Origin of the sequence: Burkholderia arboris, assembly GCF_038723655.1 — a bacterium.
GTDB lineage: Bacteria > Pseudomonadota > Gammaproteobacteria > Burkholderiales > Burkholderiaceae > Burkholderia > Burkholderia arboris.
Genome location: NZ_CP109823.1, coordinates 729,939 through 746,097 on the forward strand (window position 1 = coordinate 729,939; position 16,159 = coordinate 746,097).

The window sequence follows — 16,159 nt, forward strand, 5'->3', positions numbered from 1 at the left end:
TACTTTCCCGCGGTTTGGCGATGTGTCGTCTCCGCCATGCACGGCGCTCATGCCGCGCATGAAAACTAATCGATTGTTGGCGCCCCGGATCGACGCCGACAATCCGCTTCATGCCCCTCGCTTGCGGTACGGGCCACTCACCCTCCCAACCGACACCCCACGATCCATGAACCATCCTGCCACCGTCTCCTGCATCGCCGAGGCCCGTACGGCCACGGCGGCACCGTTCACTGCCCACCCCCGCACCTGTGGCGAAGCGCTCGTCGACCTGCTCGAGCGCCAGGGCGTCGAATGCGTGTTCGGCATTCCCGGCGTGCATACCGTCGAGCTCTATCGCGGCCTGGCCGAGTCGTCGATACGCCATGTAACGCCGCGCCACGAACAGGGGGCCGGCTTCATGGCCGACGGCTACGCACGCGTCACGGGCCGGCCGGGTGTCTGCTTCATCATCACCGGGCCGGGGATGACCAATATCGCGACCGCGATGGCACAGGCCTACGCGGATTCGATCCCGATGCTGGTAATCTCGAGCGTCAACGCACGGCGCGAACTCGGCAGCGGCGACGGCCGCCTGCACGAACTGCCGTCGCAGCGCGACGTGTTTGCGGGACTCACCGCGTTCTCGCACACGCTGCTCGACGCGGCCGACCTGCCACAGGTGCTCGCGCGCGCATTCGCGGTTTTCGAAAGCGCGCGGCCGCGGCCCGTGCATATCGAAATTCCGCTCGACGTGATCGTGATGCCGGCACCGGCGCTGCCCGCCGCGCCGCTCGCGCTGCCCGCGCGACCCGCGCCGGATGCGAATGCGCTCGGGGCGGCCGCCGACCTGCTCGCGCACGCACGCCGGCCGCTGATCCTCGCGGGCGGCGGCGCCATCCGCGCAGCGGCGGAACTGCGCGAACTCGCCGAACGCCTGCACGCGCCGGTCGCGCTGACGATCAACGCAAAGGGGTTGCTGCCGGCCGGCCACCCGTTGCTGATCGGCTCCACCCAGTCGCTGCCGGCCACCCGCGCGGCGATCCGCGACGCCGACGTGGTGCTCGCCGTCGGCACCGAGCTTGGCGAAACCGATTACGACGTCACGTTCGACGGCGGCTTCGCGATCGACGGCCGGTTGATCCGCATCGACATCGACGCGCAACAGCTGATGCGCAACGCACGCGCGGAAATCGCCATCGCCGGCGATTCCCGGCTGGCGCTCGGCGCGCTGTCGACCCGACTGCACGAACGGCCGGCGCCGACACCCGAGGCCGGCTGGGGCGCGCCTCGAGTGGCCGCTGTACGCGCCGCGATCGCATCCGGCCACGACGGCCCCGCGCGCGCGCAGGCGCGGCTGATCGACACGATCGTCGCGGCGCTGCCCGGCGCGATCGTCGCGGGCGATTCGACGAGCCCCGTCTACGTCGGCAATTTCACGCACGATGCACCGGCGCCACGCAGCTGGTTCAACTCGTCGACCGGCTACGGCACGCTCGGCTACGGGCTGCCCGCCGCGATCGGCGCCAAGCTTGCCGCGCCTGCGCGGCCGGTCGTATGCCTGATCGGTGACGGCGGCCTGCAGTTCACGCTGCCGGAGCTCGCGAGCGCGGTCGAGGCACGCGTGCCGGTGATCGTGATCGTCTGGAACAACCGCGGCTACGGAGAGATCCGCAAATACATGGTCGCGCGCGACATCACGCCGGTCGGCGTCGATCCCTATACGCCCGATTTCCAGGCACTCGCACGCGGTTTCGGCTGCGCGGCGCAAGCAGCCGCGACGCCCGACGCGCTGTCCATGGCGCTGCGCGACGCCGCAACACGCGCGATTCCGACCGTGATCGAAATCGACGAGGCAACCTGGTTCGGTCAGGTGCAGCAATGAGCACGACGCCCGATCTCGCGATCGATCCGCCTCTGCACACGCACCATTTCATCGACGGTACGTGGCGCACGAGCTTCAGCGGCGCGACGCTGCCCGTCGTCGATCCGTCGACGGAAGCGGTCCTCGCCGACGTTAGCGCGGGCGGCGAGGCAGACGTCGAGCGTGCCGTGCAAGCCGCATCGCGCGCGTTTCCCGGCTGGAAACGCACAACCGGCGCCGTGCGCGCGGCCCTGCTCCGCGCGATCGCACGCGGTGTCGAAGCGCGCCGCGTGCGGCTCGCGACACTGCAGTCGCTCAACAACGGCAAGCCATTCGCCGAAGCCGAGATCGACGTCGCGGACGTGATCGCCACCTTCGACTACTACGCAGGCCTCGCGGACCGCCTCGACATGGACGGCGAAACCGAGGTGCCGCTGCCCGGCGGCGACCATCGTGCGTGGATCCGGCGTGAACCCGCCGGCGTCGCCGCGCTGATCGTGCCGTGGAATTTCCCGATGGTGACGACCGCGTGGAAGCTCGCGCCCGCGCTCGCGGCCGGTTGCACCGTCGTGCTGAAGCCGTCCGAGATCACGCCGCTGCCCGAACTCGAACTCGCCGCGATCGTCGCCGAGGCCGGCCTGCCGCCTGGCGTGCTGAACGTCGTGACGGGCACCGGCCACGATGTCGGCGCGCGGCTGTGTGCGCATCCGCTCGTCGCGAAGGTGTCGTTTACCGGCAGCACGGCGGTCGGCGCACAGGTCATGAAAACGGCCGCCGACACGATAAAGGGCGTCGGCCTCGAACTCGGCGGCAAGTCGTCGATCGTCGTGTTCGACGATGCCGATCTCGATCATGCGGTCGAACTGATCGCGGGCGGCGGCCTCTTCAACGCCGGGCAGATGTGTTCGGCAACCTCGCGCGTGCTCGTCGCCGCCCCGCTCGCCCGCGAGCTGATCGCGCGCCTCGCGCGGCGGATCGACGCGACCGTCGTCGGCCCGCCGTTCTCGCCCGGCGTGCAGATGGGTCCGCTGACGAACCGCGCGCAATACGAACGCGTGAAGCGCCACATCGCGCAAGGCCGGGCCGACGGCGCGCGGCTCGTGACGGGCGGCGACGTGCTCGACGGCCCCGGCTACTTCATCCGGCCCGCGCTGTTCGCCGACGTGCCGGCCGACAGCACGCTCTGGTATGAGGAAATCTTCGGCCCGGTGCTGTGCGTACGCGCGTTCGACACCGAAGACGACGCGATCGCGGCCGCCAACGATACCGAGTACGGGCTCGTCGCCACCGTCGTCACGCGCGACACGGCACGCGGCAAGCGGGTCGCCGACGCGCTCGAGGCAGGCGTCGTGTGGATCAACACGCCGCAGCTGATCTATCCGCAAACCTCATGGGGCGGCTACAAGCGCAGCAGCATCGGACGCGAGCTCGGTCCGTTCGGGCTGGCCGCGTTCCAGGAGATCAAGCAGGTCATGTTGCCGGCCCGCTGAGGTCGCGCAGCCCATGCGTTTATGTCATGCCGCGCATGCGGATATTTCGTTTGTTGCGGAAATTTGACCTCCCTACAGTTCATCCACACCCCGCGCCGCCGTTCGGCGAGCGGCATCGAACCACACGGCATCGTTCATCAGGAGACGGCCATGCAACACTTCAAGGTGGGCAGAAGGCAGGTGATCAAAACCCTCGGCACGGCACTCGCCGCATCCGCCCTTCCGATGCCGTTCATCAGTACTGCGAAGGCACAGTCGAGCAGCTTCGCCGGCAAGACGCTGCGCCTGCTCACCTGGTCGGACGATACCGGCGCGGCCGCGCTGCGCAACATCGCGGAAACCTTCAGCAAGCAGACCGGCGCACGCGTGATCGCCGATCGTGCGGACGGCACGTCGGGCATGGTCGCGAAGGTCAAGGCCGCGGGTGAACGGCCGACCTACGATGTCATCACGCTCGCCGGCGTGGGCGCGGCGGGTCTCGCCGATGCGGGCCTGCTCGCGAAGCCGGACCTGAACCGGCTGCCGAACCTGAAGGACGTCGCGCCGCAATACCGCACCGGCGCGAACGGCTTCGGCATCGGCTACCTGCTGTGGTCGGACGGGCTGATCTACAACACGGCGACCGTGAAGAGCGCGCCGTCGAGCTACGAGGCACTGTGGGATCCGAAGTATGCGGGCCGCCTGTTCCTGCCGCCGCCCGAGTGGGCCGAAGCGGTCGACCTCGCGATCATCGCCGCGAAGCTGGCCGGTGGTTCGCAGCAGAACATCGATCCGGGATTCAGGAAGCTCGCGCAGTTGAAGGATCGCGTGATGACGCTCGGCGAAAACCCGAACCAGGTAGCCGACCTGTTCCGCACCGGCTCGCTCGACATCGGCGGCATCTATTCGCCCGCGTTCTTCCCGGACCAGATCCGCAAGCCCGACTACAAGATGGGCGTGACGTACGGGATGAAGGAGGGCTTCGCGACGCAACTGATGTTCACCGTGATCCCGAAGGCGCACCCGGGCGACCTCGACCTGATTCATGCGTTCATCAACCATTCGCTCGACGCGGGCGTGCAGGGCCGGATGGCGGCCGATGTGCTGAACGGCCCGGTGAACGGCAAGGCCGTGATTCCCGCGGAAAGCCGCGCGTTCGTGCCGTCGCCGCAGCAGATCGCGGAGAAGGCCTTGCTGCACGACGACAAGGCGCTCGCGGCCGTCCAGCCCGCGTGGATCAAGCGCTACACGAGCCTCTTCTCGGCATAACGACATGGCCTCCCTGCCCTCCCCCCGCGATGCAGGGTCGGCCGGCGCCGGAACGGCCGGTGCCGGCCCCGACACCGCCGCCGCGCTGGCCGGCATGCCGCCGTGGCTGCTGCTCGCACCGATCCTCGCGTTCCTCGCGGTGCTTGCCGCCGCGACGCTCACGGTGTTGCGAATGAGCGTCGGCGTGTCCGGCGACGAATGGCGGACCTTCACGCTGCAGAACTACGCCGATCTCGCGGATCCGTACTTCACGACGTCGCTGTGGCTCACGCTGCGTCTCGCGTTCCAGAGCATGGTATGCGCGGTGCTGCTCGCGATCCCGGTTGCGCTCGCGATGGCGCGCACCGAATCGCGGCTCGCGCGCCGGCTACTGCTCGCCGGCGTACTGCTGCCGCTGCTCGTGAACCTGCTGCTGCAAGGGTACGGCTGGCTCGTGATGCTCGGCCCGGCCGGGTTGCTCAACCGCGCGCTGCTCGCCACCGGCATGATCGGGCGGCCGCTGCAATTGCTGTACCGCGAGCACGGCGTGCTGCTCGGCCTGATCCAGACCGCGTTCCCGCTCGCGGTGCTGCCGCTGTCGAGCGCGCTGCGCGCGGTGTCCCGCGCGTACGACGAAGCCGCCGCGACGCTCGGCGCGAGCCGCTGGCAAACGCTGCGGCACGTGACGCTGCCGCTCGCGATGCCCGGCCTCGTCTCGGGTGCGCTGCTCGTGTTCGCGTACAACGCCAGCGCATTCGCGGTGCCGCTGCTGCTCGGTGGCCGGCGCGTGCCGATGCTCGCGGTGCTCGTGCACGACCAGGTCGCACCGCTGCTCAACTGGCCGGCCGCATCGGCATCGGGCATCGTGCTGATGGGCGCGACGCTCGTCGTCATGGCGGTTTCCCAGCGCCTCGTGCGCACCCTGCAACGTGCCGGCGAGGTGAACCGATGAACGCCCTGCTCCTGCGCACGCCCATGCCCGGCCGCCTCGGACGCGTAACGGGGGCACTCGCGACGCTCGTGCTGTTCCTCGCCGCGCTGCCGATCCTGACGATGATCACGATGTCGTTCGGCGCGTCGGGCACGCTCGAATTCCCGCCGCGTGAATTCAGCCTGCACTGGTATCGCGCCGCATGGCAGACGTTCGTCTCGTCCGACGCGGGCAGCGCGCAGTCGATGGGCGCCGCGTTGACGACGAGCCTCGTCGTCGCGGTCGCGACGATGCTGATCGCGACCGCCGTGTCGGTACCCGCGGCGTACGCACTGTCGCGCTACCGCTTCCGCGGCAAGACGCTCGTCGAGCAGCTAGTCGCGCTGCCGATCGTCTATCCGCTCGTGATGCTCGGCCTCGCGCTGCTGATCGTGTTCAACGCGCTGCCGGTCGAACTCGGCATCGCGCGGCTCGTCGTCGCCCACGTGATCCTGACGCTGCCGTTCACCGTGAAGAACTGCGCAGCCTCGGTCGCCTCGATCGGCCCCGACTTCGAGGAAGCCGCGTGCCTGATGGGCGCGAGCCCGCGCCGCGCGCTCGTCGACGTCGTGCTGCCGCTGATGCGGCCCGGCATTCTCGCCGGGATGCTGTTCGCGTTCATCGTGTCGTTCAACGAATTCACGGTGACGTTCTTCCTGTACAGCATCGACACGATGACCCTGCCCGTCTGGCTCTACAGCCGCACCGTGTCGTCGCTCGACCCGACCGTGTTCTGCTTCGCCGTGTTCACCGTCGCGATCGACTTCGCACTGATCTGGATGCTCGAAAAACTCGTCGGCGACAAGGGCGTCGCGCTCTGACGCGCGCCCTGCCCCGCTCCCGCCCGCGCAAGGACCCCTCATGACCCAGCTCATCCTCCAGAACGTGACGAAGCGCTTCCATCAGGCGTATGCGGTCGATCACGTCGACCTGTCGGTGCCGGACGGCAAGCTTGTCTGCTTCCTCGGCCCGTCCGGCTGCGGCAAGACCACGCTGATGCGGATCATCGCCGGCCTCGAAACGCCGACCTCCGGCACCCTGACGTTCGCCGGCCACGACCTCACGAACGTGCCCGCCAACCGGCGCGACTTCGGCATGGTGTTTCAGTCGCTCGCGCTGTTTCCGCACATGACCGTCGCGCAGAACATCGCGTACCCGCTGCGGCTGCGCAAGACGGCCAAGGCCGCGCAGGCGCGGCGCGTCGCCGAGTTGCTGGAGTTGATCCAGCTGCCGCACATGGCCGACCGGCTCGTCACGCAACTCTCGGGCGGGCAGCGCCAGCGCGTCGCGATTGCACGCGCGATCGCGTCGTCGCCGCGCCTGCTGCTGCTCGACGAACCGTTGTCGGCGCTCGACGCGAAGCTGCGCGAGGCGATGCAGGTCGAGATCCGACTGCTCCAGCAACGGCTCGGCATCACGACGATCATGGTCACGCACGACCAGCGCGAAGCGATGACGATGGCCGACGAGATCGTCGTGATGGAGAAAGGCCGGATACAGCAGGTGGGCCGGCCGCTCGACATCTACCGCGATCCGGTCAACGAATTCGTCGCCGACTTCATCGGCCTCGGCAACATCCTACCGGTCGCGTGCGACGGAGACGACGCGATCGTGCTGCCGGGCGGACAACGGCTCGCGATCCGGCGCGCGCCCGACGCGCCGCGGGCGGACGACGCCGTGCGCCTGCTGATTCGCCCCGAGGACGTGTGCGTGCGCGCGGCCTCGGTCTCGCCGTCCGCGCCGAACACGCTCGCCGGCACAGTCACGTTCGTTCGTGACGTCGGCGCGTCGATCGAGGCGACGATCGATTGCCGCGGCTTCACGCTGACGGCCGCGACGACGCCGCGCGAAACGCCCGACCTGCACGTCGGCATGCCGGTCGCCGCCGAGCTACCCGCGCATGCATGCAAGCTGATCGCCGCACGCGGCGCCTGATTTCCTGTTCTTTCCCCAGCGCAGCAACAAGGACTCCATCATGAACGCATCGACCCAAGCCCACCGTCTCGTGCGACGCCTGCTCGCCCGCACCGCCCTCGTCTGCACCTGCGCGGCGGGTCTCGCCGCCGTCGCGCCGCTCGCACATGCCGACGCACTCGACACGATCGCGAAATCCGGCGTCGTGCGCATCGGCGTGTTCGAGGACTACCCGCCGTTCGGCTCGATCGGCCCCGACATGAAGCCGCAAGGTTACGACATCGACATGGCGACGCTGATCGGCAAGGCGCTCAACGCGAAGGTCGAGCTCGTGCAGGTCACCGGCGACAACCGGATGGCCTATCTCGCCGACCGCAAGACCGACATGCTGTTGTCGGTCGGACAGACGCCGGAACGCGCAAAGGTAATCGACTTCTCGAACGCCTACGCGCCGTACTACCTCGCGGTATTCGGCCCGAAGTCGCTCGCCGTGAAGGGCACCGCCGATCTCGCCGGCAAATCGGTCGCGGTCGCGCGCGGTACGCTCGAAGACCTGAGCGTCAGCAAGGTCGCGCCGCCGAGCGCGACGATCAAGCGCTTCGACGATCCGAACGGTGCGATCGCGGCGTTCCTGTCGGGACAGGCGCAGCTGCTGGTGGTCGGCAACGACGTCGGCGCGACGATCATCGCGCGTCATCCGTCGATCGATCCGGAACAGAAATTCTCGCTGTTCAGCTCGCCCGATCACGTCGGCCTGAACAAGAACGAAGCGCGCCTGATGCAGAAGGTCAACGACGCGATCGCCGGCGCGAAGAAGAGCGGCACGCTGAACACGTTGTCGCAGAAGTGGCTGCACGCGGCGCTGCCGGCCGACCTGTGATGCGCGCCGCCCCCGCCCCGTATTCACGACGAAAGGCATCGCGATGACCTACGTGTTCGACTTCAGCGATTTCGGCCTCTACGCCGGCATGCTTGCGCGCGGAATCGGCGTGACGCTCGGCCTCACCGCGACCGCCACCGCGCTCGGCGGCCTGATCGGCACCGCCGGCGCATGGACCGCACTCGCCGGCCCGCGCTGGGCGCGTGCGCTCGTCTCGGCCTACGTCGAGCTGATCCGCAATACGCCGTTTCTGGTCCAGTTGTTCTTCATCTTCTTCGGGCTGCCAGCAATCGGCGTACACATCGACGAAGTGCAGGCGGCCGTGCTGGCCATGACGGTCAACCTGGGCGCGTATGCGGTCGAGATCCTGCGCGCCGGCATCGAATCGGTGCCGCAAGGGCAAGTACAGGCCGCAAGGGCGCTCGGGCTGCACGGCCGGCAGGTGTTCGGTCACGTCGTGCTGCCGCAGGCGCTCGCGAATGTGTACCCCGCGCTGCTCGGGCAGGTACTGATCGTGATGCTCGGCTCGGCCGTCGTGTCGCAGATCTCGGTGCCCGACCTGACCTACGCGGCGAACTTCATCCAGTCGCGCAATTTCCGTGCGTTCGAGATCTACATCGTCGTGACCGCAATTTACCTGCTGCTGTCGATCGCGCTGCGTATGTTGCTCAATCGCATCGGCCGGCGACTGTTCTCGGGCCGCACGGCGCACGGCGCGGCCGCCGCACCGCGGCGCACCTGCATTGCCCGCCTCGCGTGGCGCGCCCGCTCCCCTGAAACCGGCCTGTCGACGGAGCGTGCACGATGATCGAATTCACCTTCCAGGATATTGCGTGGAACCTGCTGCTCGCCGCACGCTGGACCTTGCTGCTGTCGCTGATCACGTTCGTCGGCGGCAGCATCGGCGGCTTCGCGCTGCTCGCGATGCGCATCTCGGCGTCGGCCGCGCTGCGCCGCTTCGTGATCCTGTACGTCGAGGTATTCCAGGGCACGCCGTTGCTGATGCAACTGTTCCTAGGATTTTTTGGATTGCCGCTCATCGGCATCGACGTGACGCCATGGGTCGCCGCGTCGGTCGTGCTGACGCTGAACGCCAGCGCCTATCTGGCCGACATCTGGCGCGGCTGTGTCGACGCGGTACCGCGCGGCCAATGGAGTGCGGCGGCAAGCCTTGGCATGACGTGGACTCAGCAGCTGCGCTACGTGGTGTGGCCGCAGGCGTGGAAGATCGCGCTGCCGCCGACCGTCGGTTTCCTCGTGCAGGCGGTGAAGAGCACCGCACTCACGTCGATCATCGGGCTGACCGAACTGACCAAGACCGGCAACATCATCACCAACGCGGTATTCAAGCCGTTTCCGATCTATGCGATGGTCGCGCTGCTCTACTTCGCGATGTGCTTCCCGTTGACGTGGTACGCCCGCGTGCTCGAACGCCGCTACCGCGTCGCGAAGGCACGCTGAACCGGCGCCACGCGCGCCTCATTACGATGCAGGTATCCCCCATGATTTCCATCAGCAACGTTTCGAAGTGGTACGGCCAGTTTCAGGTCCTCACCGACTGCACGACCGAGGTCAACAAAGGTGAAGTGGTCGTCGTGTGCGGCCCGTCGGGCTCGGGCAAGTCGACGCTGATCAAGACCGTGAACGGCCTCGAGCCGTTCCAGCAGGGCGAGATCCTCGTGAACGACCAGTCGGTCGGCAACAGGAAGACGAACCTGTCGAAGCTGCGCTCGAAGGTCGGGATGGTGTTCCAGCATTTCGAGCTGTTCCCGCACCTGTCGATCACCGAGAACCTGACGCTTGCGCAGGTCAAGGTGCTCGGCCGCGGCAAGGACGAGGCGAACGAGAAGGGCATGAAGCTGCTCGATCGCGTCGGCCTGAAGGCGCACGCGCACAAGTTTCCGGGCCAGCTGTCGGGCGGTCAGCAGCAGCGTGTCGCGATCGCGCGCGCGCTGTCGATGGACCCGATCGCGATGCTGTTCGACGAGCCGACGTCCGCGCTCGATCCCGAGATGATCAACGAAGTGCTCGACGTGATGGTCGAACTCGCGCAGGAAGGGATGACGATGATGGTCGTCACGCACGAGATGGGCTTCGCGAAGAAGGTCGCGCATCGCGTGATCTTCATGGACAAGGGCGCGATCGTCGAGGACGACCGCAAGGACGATTTCTTCTCGAATCCGAAATCGGAACGCGCGAAGGACTTCCTCGCGAAGATCCTGCACTGAGCCATGCCGCGGCGCATCCTGCCGTCCGTTCCACGCCAGCCCTTCCGATGAAACGACTTCCTTCCCTCAACGCGCTGCAGATCTTCGACATCGTCGCCCGCAACGGCAGCTTTACGCGCGCCGCCGAGCAGCTGTGCCTGACGCAGGGTGCCGTGAGCCGGCAGATCCTCGCGCTCGAGGGCTTCTACCAGTTCCCGCTGTTCAAGCGCACGCCGAAGGGCCTGACGCTGACGGTGGAAGGCGAACTGCTGCTGCCGACGGTGCGCGAAAGTTTCGCGCGCATCGAAGAGGTGTCGATGCGCCTGTCGCGCCGGCGCACCGAGCTCGCGCTGAAGGTGCCGACTTGCACGATGCAATGGATGCTGCCGCGCATCATGCGGTTCCAGGCCGAGCACCCCGAACTCCAGGTACAGATCACGACGACCTGGGACCATCACGTCGATTTCCGCATGGAACCGTTCGATGCCGCGGTGATCTACGCGGCCGGCGCCGGCCCCGACATGCATGCGATCCCGCTGTTCGACGAGCAGCTGACGCCCGTCTGCGCGCCGGGCCTGCTCGAGCGACAGCCACTGGCCAGTCTCGACGACCTGGCCGATCATACGCTGCTGCATCCGACCCGCGATCATCGGGACTGGAAACGGTGGCTCGACCATGCTGGCGCGCCTCACGTCGATTCGACGCGCGGGTTGAGCTTCGAAACGCTGGACCTTGCGACCCAAGCGTCGATCGACGGTTACGGCATCGCGATCGGCGACCGGACGCTGGTGGACGAAAACGTGGCGGCGCACCGGCTCGTGATGCCGTTCGACATCTCGCTCCCGACTGGGATGGGGTATTACTTCGTGTATCCGGGCGGGTCCGGGCAGCCACAGAAGATCCAGCTGTTCGGCGACTGGATCGCGAGCGAGCGCGCGTGACGTCCCCTCAGGCAGACAGGTCCGCGAACGCAGCATTCTCGACCGCTTGGATGAACCGGGTCATTCAGTTCAGATCGAGTGCGCAGGTCTGCTCGGCATGAAGTCGACTGGGATGACGATGCGAGTCGGAACCTTGACCCTGCCTCGTTTCCACGTACAGCAACGTGTGCAGCGATCGAGCTGGCCTCGTAGTCGACCTGGGTACCTGCTCTTTATCTGACAAGACTCGACGAACACACCCACGCCAAGACCTACGCTCGCGCTTTCCGGATCGGTGGCGGTCGACCGAGAGTGGCGTTCGCCTCATTTGCTCCGGGCGCCACGGTGACCGGCATCCGATCACGCGGCGCCCGCCCGTGCCTGTCAGCGCTTCGCCGGCACCGGCGGCTCGCCCGCCGTCGTCGCGTTGCGCGCCCAGTCGGCGAACTCGGTGTCGTAGCGATTGCCGATGTACGCGACATAGTTTGCGTAGCCGTCGTAATCGCCCACCCGGAAGCGCGACACGATCGTGTCGACGTCCGCGCGATGGCGCTCGAACATGAAACGCGTCGCCATGTAGCCCCACCGGTACGCGCGCGCGACGTAGTCACTCGACGCGTAACGCGTGCCGAGCACGTCCGAGAACCGGTACGCGCCCGTGCGCACCGCGTCGATCGACTCCGGGTTGTCGTTCTTTCTCGACAGATACTCGGCCACGCCTTCGATCCACCACACGGTCGGCTTCGCGGTGCTCACCGAGAAGTCGCCCGCCATGTCGTAGCGGCCATCGAGATAGTGCGTGAACTCGTGCTCGAGGTTCCACACCTTGAACTCGGGCCGCAGCCACGACGCCTCGTGCGCGATGAAGCGCGCCTGGTTGCCGGGCGCGGACGGATCGCCCTCGAGATACATGCCGCCGTTGTCGGTGCTGATGCCGTAGATCACCGACGCGTATTTTCGATAGTTCGCGTAGTCATCGAAAATGACGAGTTCGATCGTGTCGTTGCGATCGCCCGCGACCGGCTTGCGCCCGGTCTTCATCATCCGGTGGAAGTAGTCGTCCTGCTGCGCGACCGCCGTGCAGACGGACCGCAGCTGCGGCATCGTCATGTCCTGCGCGAGAATGCGCACGCCCGCGTTGCACGCGTAGCGATTCGAGAGCACCGCGTCGGCCAGCCGCTTCTTGTAGTCGCAGGTTCCGTAGTCCGCGCAGTGGCCCGGATCGCCGTAGTCGACCGCTTCCGCCGCCGCGAGCCAGAGATCGCTGTCCGCGCCCGTCATGCTCGTCGACGCGAGCATGTCCTGGATCATTTTCTTCACGCGCGGCTTCTGCGTCGGATAGCGGAGGAAGCGAAACGTTTCGCGCGCCGCGTCGGCCAGCTGATAGGCGGCGCTCGTGTTCGACAGGCTCGCGCGGTTCGCGGTGACGAAACGGTTGAGCGTCTCCGGGAGCGTCGCGTCGTTGTCGAGCATCGGCTGCGCGCCGCTGCGCTGGTGCGCGTAGAAGAACACCGTGAGCAAACCGGTGAAGCCGCCCGCCGCACTGCGCTGCAGCAGCGGCGCCGCAGCCTGCGGATTCGCCGCGCTCACGGTGTACGACGCGATGCGGTTCTTCAGCGTCGGCAGGTAGTACGCTTCATCCCGCATGTTCGTGATGAGCTTCATCAGCTCGTTCGCGGTGCTCGGCGCACGCGAATTGTCGCGATAGAGCGCATCGCCCTCCAGGCTTTGCTTGATATACGGGCGCAGCGACACCGCGAGATCCGGAATCGGGTTGGCAATGCCCGATACGTCATATTGGTAATAAGCGGAGCGCAGGTAAATCAGCAAATTGACCAGGATCAAATTGCTCGCGTCGTATTTATAGATTTCCTGCACGAAACGACTCGCGACGGCGTGAACGTTTTCGGCATTGAAAATCTGCGTGGCCTGCGCTTTGTCGACCGAGAACAAGCCGTAATGGCATTCGTAATCGGGAAGATTCGCGATGTAATCGGCGAGCGCCGCGCCGCGATACTGGGTCATCACCGACATGTCGCGGCAATCGGCGCCCGACGCGCTGCGCTTGCTGCGCGTGGCCGGCTGCTTCAACTGCGACGGCTTGGTCAGCGCCGCGCGATCCTGCTGGCTGAGCGGCAGGTTGTACTGGGCCTGTTCGGGCGACACCGGCAGATTCTGCGGCACGCGAGGCATGCGCGCCTGCTTTGGTTGCGTCGTCGGAGACGGCTCGGTATTGGCCGACGCGGCGCCGGCCAGCCCCACGAATACCGACAACGCGACGATGGCCGACCAGCGATGATTATTTTGATGCACCTCGTTAATTGCCACTTTATCTTCTCTCGGTTGTTTTTGAGAAACCAAGATATAACATTACATATTGTAATGTCAATTTAATTGACGCGACGCAGATAAGCCTAGATTGTATTTATTATTCGCCAATAAAAATCTATTTCCGAAATAATTCAGCCGATCGCCCGGGCGTGACCCTAGCCCACAAAACTGTCCCATTTTGAAAGTGGAAAATTCCGGCATGACGTTGTCATCGAGACCAGGAGGTCATGCCGTGAAGAAGAGCAAGTTCACCGACGAGCAGATCACATACGCGTTGAAGCAGGCCGAGCTGGGCACGCAGGTCGCGAAGGTCTGCCGCAAGATGGGGATCAGCGACGCGACGCTTTACAACTGGCGGACGAAGTACGGCGGGCTTTCACCCTCGGAGCTGCGCCGGCTGAAGCGGCTTGAGGAAGAGAACGCGAAGCTCAAGCGGCTCGTGGCCGATCTGTCGCTGGACAAGGCCATGCTGCAGGACGTGCTGTCAAAAAAACTCTGAAGCCTTCTCGGCGCCGTGAGCTTGTCACGGACTTGATGCAACGTTTCGGCGCAAGCCAGCGGCAGACCTGCGCGTTGTTGCAGCTATCCCGCACGGTCTACCGTTACGAGTCGGTCGCGCGGGATCAGAGCGCGCTGGAGATGCGCATCAAGGAGATCACGGAAGTGCGGGTGCATTATGGTGCGCCCCGCGTGTACGTGATGCTTCGCCGGGAAGGCTGGCGGGACAACCATAAGAGAGTAGAACGCGTGTATCGCGAACTGAGCCTTTCGTTGCGCCACAAGCGACCCCGTCGAAACAAATCCGCTCGGCGCCGACGGCCGAAGCAGTCAGTGAACGCAATCAACGAAATCTGGAGTATGGATTTCGTCGCTGACGCGCTGTTTGACGGTCGACGCTTGCGCACCCTCACGATCGTGGACAACTACACGCGGGAATGCTTGGCGATTGAAGTCGATGGCTCGTTGCGTGGTGAGCACGTCGTCGCCGCGCTGACTCGGCTTGCACATCATCGTCCGCTTCCCCGCTATATCAAGGCAGACAATGGCAGCGAATTCATATCGAAGGCGCTCGACAAATGGGCGTACGAGAATGGAGTGGAGATTGACTTCTCGCGTCCTGGCAAGCCGACCGACAATGCGAAGAACGAATCCTTCAACGGACGCTTCCGGGAGGAATGCCTCAATGCGCATTGGTTCTTGTCGTTGGAGGATGCCAGACACAAAATCGAGGTCTGGCGCGAGTACTCTAACGAGGCGCGCCCTCACTCTGCGCTGCAGTGGATGACGCCGGCGGAATTCGCCCGCCAGTGCACCGATCGGTGCCGATTCGGCCCACCCCGAAGAGTCGGAATTTTCCAACTAAGACCGGGACGGAAATTGGGCTAGCCTCAAGCACGCAAACTACGGCAGCACCTGCATCCGTCACGCCAATGATGCAGCAGTACCTGCGCCTTATCTGACAAAGGTTAGCGTAGAAAGTTACGCTGAGACCTACGCTCGCCGCTGTCGAGATCGGTCGTCACTTTATCTCGCGTTGCCCTTCAGTGTCCCAATACGTCCAGTTCTCTGCTTCGGTTCCGTGATCGTAATCCCCAAGGGCGGCTAGTTGTCCGTTTGGATGGAAATCCTTCCAGACTCCGTGCTCAACGCCGTGTTCGTAGGTTCCTTCAGACGCGAGCGTGCCGTCCTCTCTGTATTCAACGAAGAGGCCGTGTCGAATCCATCGCCGCCCATCAGCGGCCAGGTATCTGCTATAGCGGTATCTAAGCGCACCGCTTGGATACAAAATTTCCGCGATGTTCAATTCCACCATTACGCCCTCCGCTTTGCACCTCTTCGTCAGCCAGCACATCATTCAAGACTGCGCCGTAATCGCGACATCATTATGTTGCCCATGTGAGACGAGCATTGCGCGAGCGACTTTGCCAGCTCCTGTTCATAAGGAATGTCAAGACTCTCGACCCCGTGAACAATGCTCCACAGCACTCCCGCCCCATCACTATCGGGGAATCGTTCAAAAAGGCCGAATAGAACACTGAACGACTTTTCCGACACCCCGACGCTCCAGAGATCTTCCAAAAGACGCTCGAGCGGTAACCAGTCCCCACCAGCCGGACTAAATTGGGCGATTTGAGAAAGAACCTCTTGCTCTGACCGAAACGGGCGAAGCTGACTGTCGACGCACATGATGGGTGGTAGATAGCTCGCAAGGGCTTTCGTGTTGACTTGACTGAGGAATTGTTGCCGATCCAGTCCTGGTTGTCGAACATGCACTGCGAGCCGCCCATCGTGATCGGTGACAATTGGCCGGATGGCGAACTTGGAGCGGTCCCGTTCAGGCCACTGGTAAACTCGGGCAGCCGACCGTAGCATCCGAGCC

At 65.4% G+C, this 16,159-nt stretch carries 13 protein-coding genes and 1 pseudogene; 12 read left to right on the forward strand and 2 right to left on the reverse strand.

Annotated features, from left to right (window positions below):
* Window positions 1-166 precede the first annotated feature (166 nt).
* The 11 genes from OHZ10_RS35915 to OHZ10_RS35965 all read left to right on the forward strand — a co-directional run bounded on the left by OHZ10_RS35915 (window position 167) and on the right by OHZ10_RS35965 (window position 11,469).
* Entirely contained in the window at window positions 167-1,861 is a 1,695-nt protein-coding gene (locus tag OHZ10_RS35915) for a 5-guanidino-2-oxopentanoate decarboxylase (RefSeq protein ID WP_342706035.1), read from the forward strand.
* Window positions 1,858-3,330: an aldehyde dehydrogenase family protein gene (locus tag OHZ10_RS35920; protein WP_342706036.1), complete on the forward strand. Its 1,473-nt coding sequence runs from the start codon at window positions 1,858-1,860 to the stop codon at window positions 3,328-3,330. Before OHZ10_RS35915 ends, OHZ10_RS35920 begins: the two co-directional genes overlap by 4 nt.
* A gap of 150 nt (window positions 3,331-3,480) precedes the next feature.
* Window positions 3,481-4,578 carry an ABC transporter substrate-binding protein gene (locus OHZ10_RS35925; protein WP_342706037.1) on the forward strand — a complete coding sequence of 366 codons (1,098 nt, stop codon included), beginning with the start codon at window positions 3,481-3,483 and terminating at the stop codon, window positions 4,576-4,578.
* Between the two features lie 4 nt (window positions 4,579-4,582).
* A complete protein-coding gene (locus tag OHZ10_RS35930) occupies window positions 4,583-5,509 on the forward strand; it encodes an ABC transporter permease (RefSeq protein ID WP_342706038.1) in 927 nt (308 codons plus the stop codon).
* On the forward strand, window positions 5,506-6,348 hold the full coding sequence (locus OHZ10_RS35935; RefSeq protein WP_059241013.1) for an ABC transporter permease: 843 nt from the start codon (window positions 5,506-5,508) through the stop codon (window positions 6,346-6,348). Before OHZ10_RS35930 ends, OHZ10_RS35935 begins: the two co-directional genes overlap by 4 nt.
* A 40-nt stretch (window positions 6,349-6,388) precedes the next feature.
* Window positions 6,389-7,462 (forward strand): ABC transporter ATP-binding protein, encoded by a 1,074-nt coding sequence (locus OHZ10_RS35940; protein WP_174993643.1) that lies wholly within the window; start codon window positions 6,389-6,391, stop codon window positions 7,460-7,462.
* Between the two features lie 40 nt (window positions 7,463-7,502).
* The gene (locus tag OHZ10_RS35945; RefSeq protein WP_059241015.1) at window positions 7,503-8,321 is read left to right on the forward strand and encodes a transporter substrate-binding domain-containing protein; all 819 of its coding nucleotides are present in this window, start codon (window positions 7,503-7,505) and stop codon (window positions 8,319-8,321) included.
* Window positions 8,322-8,364: 43 nt separating this feature from the next.
* Window positions 8,365-9,129: an amino acid ABC transporter permease gene (locus OHZ10_RS35950; protein ID WP_342706039.1), complete on the forward strand. Its 765-nt coding sequence runs from the start codon at window positions 8,365-8,367 to the stop codon at window positions 9,127-9,129.
* Window positions 9,126-9,782, forward strand: a complete 657-nt coding sequence (locus tag OHZ10_RS35955; protein ID WP_174993641.1) for an amino acid ABC transporter permease — start codon at window positions 9,126-9,128, stop codon at window positions 9,780-9,782. The genes OHZ10_RS35950 and OHZ10_RS35955 overlap by 4 nt, the downstream gene beginning before the upstream one ends.
* Before the next feature lie 41 nt (window positions 9,783-9,823).
* The gene (locus tag OHZ10_RS35960; protein WP_342706040.1) at window positions 9,824-10,549 is read left to right on the forward strand and encodes an amino acid ABC transporter ATP-binding protein; all 726 of its coding nucleotides are present in this window, start codon (window positions 9,824-9,826) and stop codon (window positions 10,547-10,549) included.
* A gap of 47 nt (window positions 10,550-10,596) precedes the next feature.
* A complete protein-coding gene (locus OHZ10_RS35965) occupies window positions 10,597-11,469 on the forward strand; it encodes a LysR substrate-binding domain-containing protein (RefSeq protein ID WP_342706041.1) in 873 nt (290 codons plus the stop codon).
* 363 nt (window positions 11,470-11,832) lie between these two features.
* Here the strand turns inward: OHZ10_RS35965 and OHZ10_RS35970 are convergent, their stop codons facing one another.
* Window positions 11,833-13,761, reverse strand: a complete 1,929-nt coding sequence (locus OHZ10_RS35970) for a collagenase (RefSeq protein WP_342706042.1) — start codon at window positions 13,759-13,761, stop codon at window positions 11,833-11,835.
* 250 nt (window positions 13,762-14,011) lie between these two features.
* On the opposite strand from OHZ10_RS35970, the pseudogene OHZ10_RS35975 reads away from it, so the two are divergent.
* A pseudogene (locus tag OHZ10_RS35975) lies at window positions 14,012-15,142 on the forward strand (IS3 family transposase).
* A gap of 156 nt (window positions 15,143-15,298) precedes the next feature.
* Here OHZ10_RS35975 and OHZ10_RS35980 read toward each other — a convergent pair.
* Entirely contained in the window at window positions 15,299-15,592 is a 294-nt protein-coding gene (locus OHZ10_RS35980; protein WP_081052145.1) for a toxin-antitoxin system YwqK family antitoxin, read from the reverse strand.
* Window positions 15,593-16,159 lie beyond the last annotated feature (567 nt).